The following is a 14,877-nucleotide window of genomic DNA, read 5'->3' as shown; positions in this document are numbered from 1 at the left end:
GCACGCACATCGGACCATCCGAGGGGAAAGAACGATGACGGGGATGAGCGTAGGGCCGTACTGGGAGCTGAGATTCGACGCCGACGGGGACGTCGACACCCGGCAGCGGGACCGGCTGCTGGAACAGGCCGCTCAGCAGGGACTCACCGATCTGGTGGTGTTCTCGCACGGCTGGAACAACACCCGGACGATGGCCACACGGCTGTACGACCGCTTCTTCGCGCCCTTCCCGGGGCTGCTCGGCGAGGCGGGCGGCCCGGTGAGGCCGGGCTATGTGGGAGTGGTGTGGCCGTCGATGCGGTTCGCCGACGAGTCGCTCGGGGGGTTACCCCGGGAGCAGGCGCCCGGCGCGCCGCCGGGACTGGACCCGGAGACCCACCGGGCGCTGGACGCGGTCTTCCCGGGGCGGCAGCAGATCGTGGCGCGCCTCGCGGAGTTGCTGGCCGAGCGGCCGGAACGACCGGTGGCACTGGACGAGTTCGCGGTGCTGGTGCGCGGTCTGGTGCGGGTCCGCGGGATGTCCGGCGGCGCGGGGGACGCGGCGGACACGGACGCGGAGGCGGACGAGGACGGCGTACCGGCGATGTTCGGCGAGGACGTGACCGAGGTCTGTGAGCGGTTCGCCGCCGCGCTCACCGAGGCGCGCGGGAAGACCGACGCCGAGGACCGCGCCGTCTTCGACAGCGGGCTCGGCGGCCTCTGGGACGGTGCGCACGAGCTGCTGCGCCAGGGGACGTACTACGTGATGAAGCGGCGGGCCGGCACGGTCGGGCGCGAGGGCCTGGGGCCGGTGCTCGGCTCCCTCGCGGCCCTCCGCCCCGCGCCGCGGCTCCATCTGGTCGGCCACAGCTTCGGCGGCCGGCTGGTGTCGTTCGCGCTCACCGGGCTGCCGGAGGGTGCCACGGTGGCGTCCGTGACCCTGCTCCAGGGCGCGTTCTCGCACTACGCCTTCGCGGAGCGGCTGCCGCACGCGGCCGACCGCGGCGGGGTGCTGCACGACGCCCCGCGCCGGGTCAGCGGGCCGGTGGTGTCCTGCCATTCGCGCCATGACACCGCGCTGGGGCTGCTGTACCCGGTGGCGTCGCGGGTGTCCTGGGACGATGCCTCGCTGCTGCCGGACGACATCCGCTGGGGGGCGATCGGGTACGACGGCGTCCGGGCGGTGGAGGGCTGCCCGCGGCTGGAGCTGGCCGAGGCGCTGGACGGCCCGTTCCCGGCCGGGGGCTGTGTGAGCGTCGATGTCTCGGAGGTGGTCCGGCACGGTGTGCCGCCGGCCGGGGCGCACAGCGACATCTGCCACGAGGAGCTGGCCCGGGTGGTGCTGCGCGCGGGCCGGATCGGAGAGGGGTAGCGGACCGGGGGCGGGGCCTCGCCGGATGCGGGACCGGACCGGGGCGGGGCCTCGCCGGGTGCGGGGCCCCGCCCCTCACGGCCTCAGCGGTGGGCCGGGAACTCCACCACCTGCTGGAAGGTCGGCCGGTTCTGCCAGCTGATCTTGTCGTGGGTGAGCCCGCCGACCGGCCGGTGGATGATGGCGTCGGCGCACCACTGGTCGCCCGCGGAGCAGTTGTCGTCCCCCGGGTAGACCTGGGCGGCGGTCTTGCCCACGGCCGTCTTCAGGCTGGTCAGCAGGGCGTCACGGCAGGCGCTCAGCTGCCCGTCGCCGCAGTACGGGCGGGCCAGCGGGCCCTTGACGTCCTCGCCGAGGACCGTGCGCAGATCCTTGTCGACATAGGACCACCAGCCGTACTGGAAGGACGACCCGGCGTGCGAGCCGGTGGGGCCGTGTCCGGCCGAGGGCGCTTCGTCGACGGTCAGGTTGGCGCGCAGCGCGTCGTAGAGCCCGTCGCCCAGGCCGGACTTGAACTCGGCCTCGACCAGCAGCGGCCACCAGGCGTCCATGATCCGTACCGCGTCGGCGTGCCCGTAGGTGTGCGATCCGGCGCTGGTCTCATGGCGCTGTGAGCCCGCCGACTGCCAGGACTCCAGCTGTTGCACGGCGGTGGCCAGCTGGGGGTCGTCGATGGGCTTGGAGCGCACCACCTTCAGCAGCTCCGGCAGCACGTCCTCGCCGCGCAGATCGGTGACGGCGGCCTCGGCCATCGCCCGGGTGAGCGCCGAGCGGGTGACCCCGCCCTTGCGGACCAGGGCGCGCACCCGGTCGTCGAGGAGGTTGCCGCGGTGCACCGAGCCGTTGCCGAAACCGGCCGTGCTGTAGTCCTTGGCCAGCTTGTTGTTCCAGCTGATGTAGTAGTCCTGGTCGATGGACTGGGGGTGTTCGGCGGGCGGGGTGGTGGCGGCGGTGTTGTCCTTGGGGTCGAAGTCCCGCCACTCGTAGGGGGTTTCGGCCTTCACCGGCAGCGAGGGGTCGACGTCCGCGGCGCGCACCGGGTTGAGCCCGCTGTTGTAGTAGCCGGTCTGCCGGGAGTTGGCGTAGAACCAGTTGAAGGTGTAGTTGATGTGCTGCGCCGCGCTCTGGAAGGACGCGGCGTCGGTCACGTGGCCGGGGTCGTTGAGCATCTGGAAGCCGATGATGGAGTCGGCCTCGTGGCGGTAGGTGGAGCGCAGCACGGTGTAGGCCACCGGTTTGCCGCCGACGGTCGCGCGATGGGTCACCAGCCCGTACTTGGTGCGGTAGACCTGCATCCGGTACGAGCCGGCGGCGGTGGAGTCGGCCAGGGTGGGCTTCCAGGCGTTGCGCCGCTCCAGCTTGTCCATCGGCACACAGGCGCCGCGGTAGCGGTAGTACGTGGAGTCCTTGGCCGGCGCTGAGCCGTCCGGGGAGCACAGCTCGACCGCGTAGGTGTCGGTGATGTCCTGGGCCGAGGTGGTGGCGCTCCAGGCGTAGTCCTGGCCCCGGCCGAGCTGGACGTACATCCCGACCCCCGCGAAGGAGGCGCCGCGGGCGCTGATCCCCGGGCCCTGGATCTCCTGGAGCATCAGCAGCTGCGGGGCGAAGTAGCCGGTCTGGGGGCCGAAGACGGCCACCGGGTGGCCGCTCGCGGTGTACTTGCCGGAGACCACGAGCGCGTTGGACATGCCCTTCTTACGGCTGAACAGATCCCGGGGCAGCACCCCGTCGTCGTAGATGCCGCGCAGCGGCTCCAGGGCCGGCTTGGGGGCCTTGACCTGGGTGCGGGCCTTGGTGGCGGCGCCGCCCTCGCGGTCGTAGACGAGCTGTTCGGGGGTGACCGAGCCGGCGTCGGGCAGGGCGGTGCCCTTGGGCGCGGAGGGCTTGCCGGCGTACGGGAAGCTGCCGTCCCGTACGGTCAGCACCGCCTCCGGGTCGTTGCGCTCCCGGAAGGACTCCCACACCTTGGTGCCCTCGGCGAGGCCGTACTTCTGCTGGGCGGCGAGCAGCGAGAGCGCGCCCTCCACCTCGCCGCCCCCGCCGTTGCCGAAGAGCGCGCCGACGACGGAGGCGAGGGCTATCAGGTCGGTGAGCTTGAACGGCTGGATCTCACCGGCGTTGGTGATCGCGTCGATATGGCCGGTGAGCACGTACTCACCGGGGAAGTACCGGCCGTCCTTGGACTTCTTGGCGTAGGCGTTGATGCCGTCGACATACGCCTGGGCGTCGGCCAGCGCCTGCTTTCCGCGCTCGCCGCCGGTGGCCAGGATGTAGTCGATCTGCGCCTGATAGTCGGCCTCGGTGTACGGCGCCTGGCGGAAGAAGTCCTGCTCCAGGCCCTGGTTGGCGGGGGCGCCGCCGGCGAAGGGGGTCAGCTCGCCGCGGCCCACGTGGCGGAAGAGGTCCATCAGCCACAGCCGGTCCTGGGCGGCGGCGTATCCGGCGCCGAACTCGGTGCCCTCGCGGGTGGTGCCCTGGATGTGCGGGACGCCGGTCTTCTTGTCGCGGGTGATCGTGACGTCGTCGCGCGGCTTGGTCACGGAGGCGACCTGGTCGGCGGGGACTCCGAAGGAGGAGTCGTTGAAGAAGCTGTTGAGCTTGTCGTCGGTGAGGGTGGGGTAGCCGCTCGCCAGATCGCCGTACGGGCCGAGCTGGTCGGTGCTGTGCTCGGGGTGGGTGCCCAGCACCCGGTTGGCGAGGATGTCGGCGAGGGTGGCGTTGCCGGTGGCGCCCGGCGGGAGGATGTCGGAGCACTGGCCCCGGCAGTAGTCGGTGGCGGCCGCCGCGGCGGGCTCCGCCCGGGCCGGCTGGGGCACCGGGGCCGCGAGGGCGATGCCGAGGCCGAGCGCGGCGGCCGCGGCGAGCACGGTACTGGTGAGCTTGCGGGTTCTGGTGGGCCTGGGGGTTCGTCGTCGCATGTGCGCTCCTCCCGATTGCCGTCGGACGGAGGTTACCGGCGGTATGAGCGGCCCGGAAGATGAGCGGACGTCAACTTCTTTCCGCTCGCGGACGGATGAGGACTGCCCGCGAAGATCCAGGGAATTCGATGGATCCGGATCGCGCTGCGTTACGTCCATTCGACAACGAGTCGGGTCCGCAATCGCGGAGGTGGTAGGAAGTGGCCGGTTTCAGAGCACTCGCCCGAGAGGTTCGCAATCCACGCAGACACATCACCGCTCGGCGCACATCGCTGCGCAAATGCCTGGAACGGTTCGCGCCGTACGGGCACCGGGCGACCTGGCACCATCTGTGCACCCGCTCCGGGATCATCCCGGAGGATCGCAGGCCGGACCCCCTACGACTGCTCACCGCCCTTGAGGAGCTCGAGGAGGCCCGCACGCTGTGGCTCGCGTACGAGGCGGACTTCGCCGCCCGGCGCAGGCAGGAGAAACTTCTCGGCATCCGGCAGCCGAGCGCTGTCGACGACTGGCATCTGCGGACCTGGGGCGGATGCGACATCCTCCCCTGCGAGAGCCCCTCGGCCCATCCCGACGACCGCCTCGCGGATGTGCTGCGACGGCTGATCGCCGCGATGGAGTCGGGCCCGGGGGCGGTCTGCCCGGTGTGTGCCCGGCCGGGGCTGATCTGGCGCGAGGACCTGGACCGCTATCCCTCGGCCGGGCCGGTCTGCGCGGACTGCGGCATCGTGGTGCCGCTGCCGCTGCTGACCACCGAGGCCCTGGCGGCGGCCCGGCGCGCGGTCCGGATGAGCCGGTACGCCACCGTATGACACCCGGCCGCCCCGGCCGGGAGCGCGCTCGTCGGAGCCTTCGCGCACCGGACGACCGGCGAGCGCGCCGGAATCCCTGAGACCGCCGTCGACCACTGACACTCGTGGTTGACCGCTGACGCACGCCGGTGGCCGCGTCGGCGCGGGCCGCGTTGACAGGGCCCTGGTCAGCCGACCATGCTGAGCAGTCGCTTAGTGAGTGGTTGCCCGGGAGGCACGCATGGCAGAGCCCAGGATCTTCACCTCGCCCGATGAACTGCGGTCCGCGGTCGGCGAGGAACTCGGCCCCAGCGACTGGCTGGAGATCGACCAGAAGCGCATCGATCTGTTCGCCGACGCGACCGGCGACCACCAGTGGATCCATGTGGACCCGGAGAAGGCGGCCGCCGGTCCGTTCGGCACCACGATCGCGCACGGCTATCTGACGCTGTCCCTGCTGCCGTCGTTCACCCCGCAGCTACTGCGGGTCGAGGGTGTGCGGATGGGCATCAACTACGGGGTCAACAAGGTCCGCTTCCCCTCCCCCGTCCCGGTCGGCTCCCGGCTGCGCGCCACCGGCCGGATCGTGGAGGCGGCCGAGGTCAAGGACGGTCTCCAGATGACGCTGACGGTGACCGTGGAGCGGGAGGGCGGCGACAAGCCGGTGTGCGTGGCGGAGTCCGTCGTCCGCTTCTACCGCTGACGACGGCCTCGCCGCCACGGCCGACGGCGGCCGTCGCCCCTCGCGACCGCCCTACGACCGGCCGTCCCCACTGCCGCCGGCCCCCACCATGCGCAGCACCAGACCCGCGTAGAGGTCGCCGACCTCGTCGGGGGTGCTGCGCCCGGCGGCGTTGAACCAGCGGGCGACGTCGATGCACAGGGACAGCACCGCGACCGTGGTGCCACGGACGTCCGGGACGTCGAAGACGCCCGCCTTCACCCCGTCCTCGATGATCGAGCGCACCGCCCCGTCCGTGGCCTTGCGGACCGCGATGACCTCGGCGTGGTGCTCCTCGGCGAGCGCGCCGAGCTCGTACTGCACCACGCGCGCGGTCGTGTGGTGCTCGGCGTGCCAGCGGACGAAGGAGCGGACGGCGTCGACCAGCCGCTCGGCGGGGGTGCCCTCGCTGTCCCGCGCCCGCTCCACGATCGCCAGGGCCCGCTCATGGCCGACCTTGCTGATCTGGTAGAGCAGCTCTTCCTTGGTCTTGTAGTGGATGTAGAGGGCGGCCGGGCTCATTCCGGCGCGGCTGGCGATGTCCCGGGTGGTGGTGGCGTGGTAGCCACGCTCCGCGAAGGCGTGCACGGCGGCGCTCACCAGCCGCCGGGCGGCGTCGGGAGTGATGTCGTCCCAGGGCTCGGCCTTGCCTCCGGTGTTCTTCGGCTCCGCGTCCATGGCGCACACCCTACACGGAGAGTGAGCAAGCGCTTAGGGGGTTGCCGCGCACCGCCACCTGGAAGGTGCGCCGGGCGGAGCCCCGGCGGGGGTGTGGGGGCGGAGCCCCGGCGGGGGTGTGGGGGTGGCGCCCCTGCGGTGGGGGCCGGGGGTGCCCCCCGGTTACGGGAAGGGGCGGGGTGGGGAACCAACCCCGCGCCCCGCTCAGACGTACCGCTTCAGCTCCCGCCGCGCCAGCGACCGCTGATGCACCTCATCCGGACCGTCCGCGAGCCGCAACGTCCGCGCGGCAGCCCAAAGCTCCGCCAGCGGAAAGTCCTGGCTCACCCCACCCGCGCCATGCAACTGCACCGCCCGGTCCAGGATCCCCACCACCGTACGCGGAGTCGCGATCTTGATGGCCTGGATCTCGGTGTGCGCCTCGCGGTTGCCCACCGTGTCCATCAGCCAGGCCGTCTTCAGCACCAGCAGCCGCAGCTGCTCGACCGCCACCCGCGCGTCCGCGATCCACTCGTGCACCTGCCCCTGCTGGGCCAGCGCCCTGCCGAACGCCTGCCGGGCCACCGCCCGCCGGCACATCAGCTCGATGCCGCGCTCGGCCATGCCGATGAGCCGCATGCAGTGGTGGATCCGGCCGGGGCCGAGGCGGGCCTGGGCGATGGCGAAACCGCCGCCCTCCTCGCCGATGAGGTTGCTCACCGGCACCCGCGCCCGGTCGAAGACCACCTCGGCGTGGCCGCCGTGGTAGTGGTCCTCGTAGCCGTACACCCGCATCGCCCGCCGCACCTCGACGCCCGGGGTGTCGCGCGGCACCAGCACCATCGACTGCTGGCGGCGCACATCGGCGCCCTCCGGGTCGGTCTTGCCCATCACGATGAAGATCTTGCAGTCGGGGTTCATCGCCCCGGAGATGTACCACTTGCGGCCGGTGATGACGTACTCGTCGCCGTCGCGCTCGATCCGGGTCTCGATGTTGGTCGCGTCGGACGAGGCGACCTCCGGCTCGGTCATCGCGAAGGCCGACCGGATCTCGCCCGCGAGCAGCGGCTCCAGCCACTGCTTGCGCTGCCGCTCGTCGCCGAACTGGGCGAGCACCTCCATGTTGCCGGTGTCCGGGGCGGCGCAGTTCAGGGCGGTGGGGGCCAGCTGGGGGCTGCGGCCGGTGATCTCCGCGAGCGGGGCGTACTGGAGATTGGTCAGCCCCGCGCCGTACTCGGCGTCGGGCAGGAAGAGGTTCCACAGCCCCTGGCGGCGGGCCTCGGCCTTGAGCTCCTCGACGATCGGCGGGGTCAGCCAGGGGGAGTCCAGGGCGGCCCGCTGCTCCTCGGCGACCGCCTCCGCCGGATGGACGTGCTCGTCCATGAAGGCGAGCAGTTTGGCGCGCAGCTCTTCGGTCCGGGCGTCGAATGCGAAGTCCATGACGGGATCAGCTCTCCTGGAGGGTGGTGAGGCCGTGGTCGATGAAGGCGGGGACGATGTCACCGATGCGGTCGAAGCCCGCGCCGAGCGTCTGGCCGAGGGTGTAGCGGTAGTGGATGCCCTCGAGGATCACCGCGAGCTTGAAGTAGGCGAAGGCGGTGTACCAGGAGACGCCGCTGACATCGCGTCCCGAACCCTCGGCGTAGCGCTGGATCAGCTCGTCCGTGGAGGGGTGGCCGGGGGCGCCCTGGGTGGAGGAGATGGGGGAGCCGGCGAGCTGTGGATGACCGCTGTACATCACGATCAGTCCGAGGTCGGTCAGCGGATCGCCGAGCGTGGACATCTCCCAGTCGAGGATCGCCGTGATCCGGTCGTCGGCATTCACCAGGACGTTGTCGAGGCGGTAGTCGCCGTGGACGACCGTGGGCGCGGGGGAGTCCGGGAGCGCCTTGGCGAGCCGGGTGTGCAGCTCGTCGATCCCGGCCAGCTCACGGCTGCGCGAGGCGGCCAGCTGCTTGCTCCAGCGGCGCAGCTGCCGCTCCAGGAACCCCTCCGGGCGCCCGAAGTCGCCGAGCCCGACCCCGGCCGGGTCCACGGAGTGCAGCGTCACGAGCGTGTCGACGAGGGAGAGCACGACCTCCCGGGTGCGCTCCGGGCCGATGCCGGCGAGCTGCTCGGCGGTGCGGTACGGGGTGCCGTCGACGAACTCCATGACGTAGAAGGACGATCCGATGACCGACTCGTCCTCGCACAGCAGCACCGGCTTCGGCACCGGCACGGCCGTCGGGTGCAGGGCGCTGATCACCCGGTGCTCCCGCGCCATGTCATGGGCGGTGGCGAGCACATGGCCCAGCGGCGGACGGCGGACCACCCAGCGGGACGTGCCGTCGGTGACGGTGTAGGTGAGATTCGATCGGCCGCCTTCGATCAGCTCGGCACTCAGCGGCGCGCGCACCAGCCCGGCGCGTTCGCGGTCGAGGTGGGCGCGGAGCCGTTCGAGGTCGAGCCCTGGGGGATTGCCTGCGTTCATCGAACCTCTCTCGTACTCGTATCCGGGGAACGGTGGACCGTCCGTCCCGCCTCATGATGCCGACCAGTCGGTATGTAGTCCAGTGCGTCTCGGGTCCCGGGCGCATGGGTTCCGCGGCGGGGCGGAGCCGCGCTGCCGCCGCTGGCGGCGTAGCGGGGCTGGGGTAGCGGCCGGGCGGTGCGGATTTGCGGTGGTGGTGGGGGAGCAGGAGCGTCGTAGGGGAGGAGCCGGGCGAGGAACGCCGCGAACGCGGGGACGCGAGAACGGCGAGAAATGGGGAACGCGAAAACCGCCGGAACCGCGAGAGCCACGAGAAGTCGCGAGAAGCCACGAGAGCCGCGCAGAACGAACGCCGCGCAGAACGAACGCCGCGCAGAACGAATCGCGAAAGCCGCGAGAGCCACGAGGAGCGCCACCATGAAGGCCATAAGCTACCGCCGCTACGGCGGCCCCGAGGTCCTGGAGTACGGGGAGCGGCCGGAGCCCAAGGTCGGCCCCGACTCCGTGCTGATCAGGGTCAAGGCCGCCGCCGTGAACCCCGTCGACTGGAAGGCGCAGGCCGGATACCTCGAGCCGGTCCTGGACGCGGTCTTCCCGGTCATCCCCGGCTGGGACGTCGCGGGGGTCGTGGAGCGGCCGGGCCCGGCGGTGACGGGGTTCCAGCCCGGTGACGAGGTGATCGGTTACGTACGGGAGGACTTCCTCTCCCGGGGCACCTGCGCCGAGTACGTGGCCGCGCCCGTCCGCACCCTCGCCCGCAAGCCGCGGAACCTCTCCTTCACCCAGGCCGCGGGCATCCCGCTGGCGGGCCTGACGGCGTACCAGTCGCTGGTGCGGGCGCTGCGGGTCGGCGAGGGCGACACGGTGCTGGTGCACGCGGCGGCGGGCGGGGTCGGCTCGATGGCGGTGCAGCTGGCCCGGCACATGGGGGCGCGGGTGATCGGCACGGCGGGGGAGCGCAACCACGAGTATCTGCGGGCTTTGGGCGCCGAGCCGACGGTGTACGGGGAGGGCCTGGCCGACCGGGTCCGCACCCTGGCCCCGAACGGGGTGGACGCCGTGCTCGACCTCGTCGGCGGCGACGCGCTCGCCGTCTCCTCCGAACTCCTCGCCCCCGAGGGCCGCCTCGCCTCCATCGCCGACCCCGCCGTGCTCGGCCTGGGCGGCCGCTACGTCTTCGTCCGCCCCGACCCCGACGACCTCCAGGACCTCACCGACCTCGCCGAACGCGGCGCCCTCGGCGTCGAGGTCTCCGCGGTCTTCCCCCTCCAGAAGACGGCGGACGCGCAGCGTCTGAGCATGGAGGGCCACGTCAGGGGCAAGATCGCCATCACGGTGGACTGAGCGATCCCGCGACCGCCCGCGCCGGGCTGAGCCCCGGCCCAGCCAGCCCTACCGCAGCATGGCCGCCCCCAGCGCCGCCAGCGCCACCGTGCAGGTCACGGCCGCCGCGGCCGCCCGCGGGGACAGGGCGGGCGGCCGGGGCGCGTGCATGGCCCGGATGCGGTGGTGGGCCAGGGCCAGGAAGGCCAGCCAGACCAGCACCACCAGGGCCAGGACCACGAGCGAGACCGGGTCGATACCGCTGTGCAGCGTCTGCCGGCCCGCGAGCGAGGCGGCCACCGCGCACGCCAGCGTCGTACGCCGCCACGCCAGCCGCGTCCGCTCCGGCTGGAGGCCGGGGTCCCGGTCCCGCGTTCGGGATCCGCCCGTTCCTTTCCCCTCCGGCATCGCCTCACACCTCCGGCTCACCCGCCCCACCCGAAGGCGGCCACGATCACCATCAGCAGTGCGACCACCCCGACCGCGAGCCCCAGCACGATCGGGAAGCGGGACGCCGGCAGGTCCTCGCCGCGCCGCATGGCCCGCTCGCAGCGCACCCAGTGGCTGATGGCCCGCAGGGCGCACAGCGCGCCGCCCGCCAGCAGCGTGAGCGCCAGCGCGAGCCGCAGCGGGCGGCCGGTCTCCGGGAGGAACTGGTCGACCGCGAACCCGCCGCCCACCAGCGCCATCGCGGTGCGCAGCCACGCCAGGAAGGTCCGTTCGTTGGCGAGCGAGAAGCGGTAGTCGGGGGTGCTGCCCTCCTCCCGCAGCCGCTCGGGCGCGAACCACAGCCGGATGTCCGAGACCGCTGAGGGGCGGTCGTCGCCACGCGGCTCGGTGTGGCGGGAAGGCTCCGAGGGCCCGGAAGGATCCGTCACCTTTCGACCTTCTCACGGCGCCACTCCACCAGCCGCCGGTACGCCTCCCACCCGTCCGGCACCCACTCCCACTCCGGCAGCCGCCGCGTCAGCTCCTCCTCGGTGAGGAAGGCGTGCCAGGCGACCTCCTCTGCCTGCGGATCGACCGGCAGCTCGCAGCGCACCTCGTAGACCCGGCTCCACCACGTGTGCTCGGTCGTCTCGTAGAGGAACGAGAACAGCGGTACGGGCGCGGGCAGCCCCCGCACCCCCAGCTCCTCCTCCGCCTCGCGCAGCGCCGCCGCGTCGTAGCCCTCGCCCGCGCCGACGACCCCGCCGACGAACATGTCGTACAGCGACGGGAAGACCAGCTTCTCGGCGGTGCGGCGATGGACGAAGATCCGGCCCTGGGCGTCCCGCGCCTGGATGAAGACGCAGCGGTGGCGGAGCCGGTGGGCCATGGCGTCACCGCGTCGGGCCTGGCCCACCACGCGGTCCCGCTCGTCCACGATGTCCAGGAGTTCGTCGGCGGAAAGCGGTTCCTGATCAGGCATACCGCCATACAAGCAGATCGGGGGCGAGGTCAGCGCCGGTGGCCACCGCCGTAGCCGCCTCCGTACTCGCCGCCATAGCCACCGCCGTAGCCGTTACCCCCGCCGTAGCCGTGCCCGCCGCCATGGCCGTTGCCCCCGCCATAGCCGCCGCCGTGGCCGTCCCCGCCGCCGTTCCCGTTCCCGTACCCGCCGCCGTAGCCGCCCCCGTAACCGCCGCCCTGGCCCTGACCCTGACCCGGCCCGTACGGCCCGGAGCCGCCGTCCTGGCCGCGCTGCCTCGCCTGCTGCTCGGCCCAGCGGTCGAACGCCTCCGCCGCGTCCTGCCAGTCGTCGTACTGCCCCGGTCCCCGGGACGACCAGCCCGGCCAGGACGGGGTGGAGCGGCCCTTGCCGGGGGACGACGCCGCGGGCTTGTCCGGCGCGGAGTCGCCCGCCGGGGCCTGCGCCGTCGGCCGCGCGGCCGCGGGCCGCTGCGGCTCGGGCTTCTCGGCGCGCGCACCGCGCAGCGGGGTCTCGCCCGCCGCCGCCTCGGCGTACGGGACGGCGTGGCTCTCCGGCTCGTCCGGGGCGGCCGTCGCGCTGTCGTGTCCGGGGGCGGCCGTCGCCTGACGGGCGTCCTTGCCCATGAGCATGAAGAGCGCGGTGGCGGCGCCGGTGGCCGACAGCAGAATCGCCCCGGCGGCCGCCTTGCGCCGGTTGTCCACCGGGCGGCGGCGGGCGTGCCGGGGGCCGATCACCTCGCCGCGGAGCACCTGTGGTGCCTCGTCCGCGTCCGGCGCGGCTAAGAGGGGCTGCGGGCCTGGCGTGATGAGCGTCGGGTTCACCACACGGCGTTCGACATCGGGCCTCGGCCCTGAGTGCTCAACGGAGCGGTCAGCCATGGTCGATGATGATGCCCGTTTGGCCGAACCCTGTCCAATGTCGGTGAACGAATGTGACCTTTTGTTCCACGCCCAGGGCACGCCCAGGTTGCGCCGAGGGAGTTGGCCGTTCGGCACCGGGCCGGCGGCGGCCGGAAACCGCTCCCACACCCCGGGTTGACGCCGTACTGGCCGGTAGGCAGGATCGCGGTCACGGCGCCGCTGGACGGGCATCTGCTGGCTCAAGAAACGGGATTTCGCCTCTGGGGCGAAAGACTGCCCACACGATCGGGTAAACTGCCTGTTGTGCGTTGCGAGAACCAAGTGCGCACAACGTGCTGAGCGAGAGCCAAGCCGGCGCATCCCAATGCTTTCGGGCAACCGGGCAGGTTCCGTCCCGGCTGGTGCTGAGGGAGTAAGACCTTGTCGGTCGCTGACCTGCGGGGCTTCCTGAGCCAGGAATTCCCCTGCTGTGGCTGGGGGAGGGTTCAAGAGAACGGGACATCACACCATGGCGTACGACGCGGATGTGATCGTGGTCGGCGCGGGGCTCGCGGGCCTCGCGGCCACCGCCGAACTGGCCGACGCCGGCCGTAAGGTGATCCTGCTCGACCAGGAGCCCGAGCAGTCGCTCGGCGGCCAGGCCCACTGGTCCTTCGGCGGGCTCTTCCTCGTCGACTCGCCCGAGCAGCGCCGCCTGCGCATCCGCGACAGCCGCGAACTCGCCTGGCAGGACTGGCTGGGCACGGCCGGGTTCGACCGCGAGGAGGACCACTGGCCGCGCCGCTGGGCCGAGGCGTACGTGGACTTCGCGGCGGGCGAGAAGCGGTCCTGGCTGCACGCCCAGGGGCTGCGGCTGTTCCCGCTCGTCGGCTGGGCCGAGCGCGGCGGCTACGACGCGACCGGGCACGGCAACTCCGTGCCCCGCTTCCACATCACCTGGGGTACCGGACCCGGCATCGTCGCCCCCTTCGAGCGGCGGGTGCGGGCGGCCGTCGCCCGCGGCCTGGTCGAGCTGCGCTTCCGGCACCGGGTGACGGGGCTGGCCCGCAGCGCGGGCACGGTCGACACCGTCACCGGCGACATCCTGGAGCCCAGCCGGGCCGAGCGCGGCACCCCCAGCGGCCGCGAGGTCACCGGCGCCTTCGAACTGCGTGCCCAAGCCGTGATCGTCACCTCCGGCGGCATCGGCGGCAACCACGACCTCGTCCGCGCCAACTGGCCCGAGCGGCTCGGCTCCCCGCCCGAGCGGATGATCTCCGGGGTCCCGGCCCATGTGGACGGCCATATGCTCGGCATCGCCGAGGAGGCCGGCGGACGGATCATCAACCGCGACCGGATGTGGCACTACACCGAGGGCATCCAGAACTGGAACCCCATCTGGCCCCGGCACGGCATCCGCATCCTGCCCGGCCCGTCCTCCCTGTGGTTCGACGCGCGCGGCAAGCGGTTGCCGGTGCCGCTGTTCCCCGGCTTCGACACCCTCGGCACGCTCGAGCACATCATGCGGACCGGCTACGACTACACCTGGTTCGTGCTCACGCGGAAGATCATCGAGAAGGAGTTCGCGCTCTCCGGCTCCGAGCAGAACCCGGACCTCACCGGCAAGAGCGTCCGCGATGTGATCGGCCGCGGGCGGGCCGGGGCGCCGGGCCCGGTCCAGGCGTTCATGGACCACGGCGCGGACTTCATCGTCGAGCGGTCGCTGCCGGCGCTGGTCCGGCGGATGAACGAGCTCACCAAGGAGCCGCTGATCGACGAGGCCGAACTGCGGCGGGAGATCGTCGCCCGGGACCGCGAGATCGCCAACCCGTACACCAAGGACCTCCAGGTCACCGCCCTGCGCGGGACCCGCAAGTACATCGCCGACCGGCTCATCCGCACCGCTGCCCCGCACCGTATGCTCGACCCCAAGGCGGGCCCGCTGATCGCCGTGCAGCTGCACATCCTGACCCGTAAGACCCTCGGCGGCCTGGAGACGGACCTCTCCTCCCGCGTCCTGACCGAGGGCGGCGAACCGCTGCCCGGCGTCTACGCGGCCGGGGAGGCGGCGGGCTTCGGCGGCGGCGGAGTGCACGGCTACCGCTCCCTGGAGGGCACCTTCCTGGGCGGCTGCCTCTTCTCGGGCCGTACGGCGGGCCGCGCGGCGGCCGAGGCGGTGGGGTAGGGGGGGTAGGGGGCGGGTATCCGGCGGGTATCCGGCGGTAGGCGTACGCCTCCGGCGGGCCACGCGGCGGAGCCGCATCCGGATGCCGCGGGAAGGGGCGGGGCACGTCGCGCCGGGCACCCCGTAGTCCCCGGCGCGCCGCGACAGGCCCCGCTTCCGGAGTCTTACCGAAGTCTGACGAATCCCGGCAGGAGATGGCGCACCACCC

13 protein-coding genes are annotated in these 14,877 nt (G+C 72.6%); 5 read left to right on the top strand and 8 right to left on the bottom strand.

Annotation, left to right across the window (positions count from 1 at the left end; translation table 11 throughout):
- Window positions 1-34 precede the first annotated feature (34 nt).
- Complete coding sequence (locus tag IEJ02_RS13995; RefSeq protein ID WP_191065164.1) at window positions 35-1,351, top strand: serine-threonine protein kinase; 1,317 nt, start codon at window positions 35-37, stop codon at window positions 1,349-1,351.
- Between the two features lie 83 nt (window positions 1,352-1,434).
- Here IEJ02_RS13995 and IEJ02_RS13990 read toward each other — a convergent pair whose 3' ends face one another.
- Window positions 1,435-4,269, bottom strand: a complete 2,835-nt coding sequence (locus IEJ02_RS13990) for a penicillin acylase family protein (RefSeq protein ID WP_191065163.1) — start codon at window positions 4,267-4,269, stop codon at window positions 1,435-1,437.
- A 200-nt stretch (window positions 4,270-4,469) separates the two neighbouring features.
- Here IEJ02_RS13990 and IEJ02_RS13985 point away from each other — a divergent pair, with 200 nt between their 5' ends.
- Together IEJ02_RS13985 and IEJ02_RS13980 are read left to right on the top strand one after the other, a co-directional pair.
- A complete protein-coding gene (locus IEJ02_RS13985) occupies window positions 4,470-5,081 on the top strand; it encodes a hypothetical protein (protein WP_191065162.1) in 612 nt (203 codons plus the stop codon).
- A 220-nt stretch (window positions 5,082-5,301) separates the two neighbouring features.
- The gene (locus IEJ02_RS13980; protein WP_191065161.1) at window positions 5,302-5,763 is read left to right on the top strand and encodes a MaoC family dehydratase; all 462 of its coding nucleotides are present in this window, start codon (window positions 5,302-5,304) and stop codon (window positions 5,761-5,763) included.
- Window positions 5,764-5,814: 51 nt separating this feature from the next.
- Here IEJ02_RS13980 and IEJ02_RS13975 read toward each other — a convergent pair whose 3' ends face one another.
- From IEJ02_RS13975 to IEJ02_RS13965, 3 genes are all read right to left on the bottom strand, one after another.
- The gene (locus IEJ02_RS13975) at window positions 5,815-6,459 is read right to left on the bottom strand and encodes a TetR/AcrR family transcriptional regulator (RefSeq protein WP_191065160.1); all 645 of its coding nucleotides are present in this window, start codon (window positions 6,457-6,459) and stop codon (window positions 5,815-5,817) included.
- Window positions 6,460-6,663: 204 nt separating this feature from the next.
- The gene (locus IEJ02_RS13970; protein WP_191065159.1) at window positions 6,664-7,878 is read right to left on the bottom strand and encodes an acyl-CoA dehydrogenase family protein; all 1,215 of its coding nucleotides are present in this window, start codon (window positions 7,876-7,878) and stop codon (window positions 6,664-6,666) included.
- 7 nt (window positions 7,879-7,885) lie between these two features.
- On the bottom strand, window positions 7,886-8,908 hold the full coding sequence (locus IEJ02_RS13965) for a phosphotransferase family protein (protein WP_191065158.1): 1,023 nt from the start codon (window positions 8,906-8,908) through the stop codon (window positions 7,886-7,888).
- Between the two features lie 417 nt (window positions 8,909-9,325).
- Between IEJ02_RS13965 and IEJ02_RS13960 the strand changes: the two genes are divergently transcribed.
- The gene (locus IEJ02_RS13960) at window positions 9,326-10,252 is read left to right on the top strand and encodes an NADP-dependent oxidoreductase (protein WP_191065157.1); all 927 of its coding nucleotides are present in this window, start codon (window positions 9,326-9,328) and stop codon (window positions 10,250-10,252) included.
- Window positions 10,253-10,300: 48 nt separating this feature from the next.
- Here IEJ02_RS13960 and IEJ02_RS13955 read toward each other — a convergent pair whose 3' ends face one another.
- The 4 genes from IEJ02_RS13955 to IEJ02_RS13940 form a co-directional block, all read right to left on the bottom strand.
- Window positions 10,301-10,639, bottom strand: a complete 339-nt coding sequence (locus tag IEJ02_RS13955) for a DUF202 domain-containing protein (protein WP_191065156.1) — start codon at window positions 10,637-10,639, stop codon at window positions 10,301-10,303.
- A gap of 17 nt (window positions 10,640-10,656) precedes the next feature.
- Entirely contained in the window at window positions 10,657-11,028 is a 372-nt protein-coding gene (locus tag IEJ02_RS13950; protein ID WP_275559239.1) for a YidH family protein, read from the bottom strand.
- Between the two features lie 77 nt (window positions 11,029-11,105).
- Window positions 11,106-11,642 carry an NUDIX domain-containing protein gene (locus IEJ02_RS13945; RefSeq protein ID WP_191065154.1) on the bottom strand — a complete coding sequence of 179 codons (537 nt, stop codon included), beginning with the start codon at window positions 11,640-11,642 and terminating at the stop codon, window positions 11,106-11,108.
- A 29-nt stretch (window positions 11,643-11,671) separates the two neighbouring features.
- A complete protein-coding gene (locus tag IEJ02_RS13940) occupies window positions 11,672-12,523 on the bottom strand; it encodes a hypothetical protein (protein ID WP_191065153.1) in 852 nt (283 codons plus the stop codon).
- A 490-nt stretch (window positions 12,524-13,013) separates the two neighbouring features.
- On the opposite strand from IEJ02_RS13940, the gene IEJ02_RS13935 reads away from it, so the two are divergent.
- Window positions 13,014-14,669: an FAD-binding dehydrogenase gene (locus tag IEJ02_RS13935; protein WP_191065152.1), complete on the top strand. Its 1,656-nt coding sequence runs from the start codon at window positions 13,014-13,016 to the stop codon at window positions 14,667-14,669.
- Window positions 14,670-14,877: the final 208 nt, after the last annotated feature.

Source organism: Streptomyces sp. 5-10 (assembly GCF_014712245.1).
GTDB lineage: Bacteria > Actinomycetota > Actinomycetes > Streptomycetales > Streptomycetaceae > Streptomyces > Streptomyces violaceusniger.
Note: the sequence above shows the minus strand (reverse complement) of the source record. Positions and strands in the feature narration are given on the sequence as shown.

Bases quoted from the DNA above. Each gene is read 5' to 3' on its own strand.
- IEJ02_RS13965 (WP_191065158.1), bottom strand. From the start codon at position 8,908: ATGAACGCAGGCAATCCCCCAGGGCTCGACCTCGAACGGCTCCGCGCC.
- IEJ02_RS13955 (WP_191065156.1), bottom strand. From the start codon at position 10,639: ATGCCGGAGGGGAAAGGAACGGGCGGATCCCGAACGCGGGACCGGGAC.
- IEJ02_RS13990 (WP_191065163.1), bottom strand. From the start codon at position 4,269: ATGCGACGACGAACCCCCAGGCCCACCAGAACCCGCAAGCTCACCAGT.
- IEJ02_RS13945 (WP_191065154.1), bottom strand. From the start codon at position 11,642: ATGCCTGATCAGGAACCGCTTTCCGCCGACGAACTCCTGGACATCGTG.
- IEJ02_RS13975 (WP_191065160.1), bottom strand. From the start codon at position 6,459: ATGGACGCGGAGCCGAAGAACACCGGAGGCAAGGCCGAGCCCTGGGAC.
- IEJ02_RS13935 (WP_191065152.1), top strand. From the start codon at position 13,014: ATGGCGTACGACGCGGATGTGATCGTGGTCGGCGCGGGGCTCGCGGGC.
- IEJ02_RS13940 (WP_191065153.1), bottom strand. From the start codon at position 12,523: ATGGCTGACCGCTCCGTTGAGCACTCAGGGCCGAGGCCCGATGTCGAA.
- IEJ02_RS13980 (WP_191065161.1), top strand. From the start codon at position 5,302: ATGGCAGAGCCCAGGATCTTCACCTCGCCCGATGAACTGCGGTCCGCG.
- IEJ02_RS13960 (WP_191065157.1), top strand. From the start codon at position 9,326: ATGAAGGCCATAAGCTACCGCCGCTACGGCGGCCCCGAGGTCCTGGAG.
- IEJ02_RS13970 (WP_191065159.1), bottom strand. From the start codon at position 7,878: ATGGACTTCGCATTCGACGCCCGGACCGAAGAGCTGCGCGCCAAACTG.
- IEJ02_RS13995 (WP_191065164.1), top strand. From the start codon at position 35: ATGACGGGGATGAGCGTAGGGCCGTACTGGGAGCTGAGATTCGACGCC.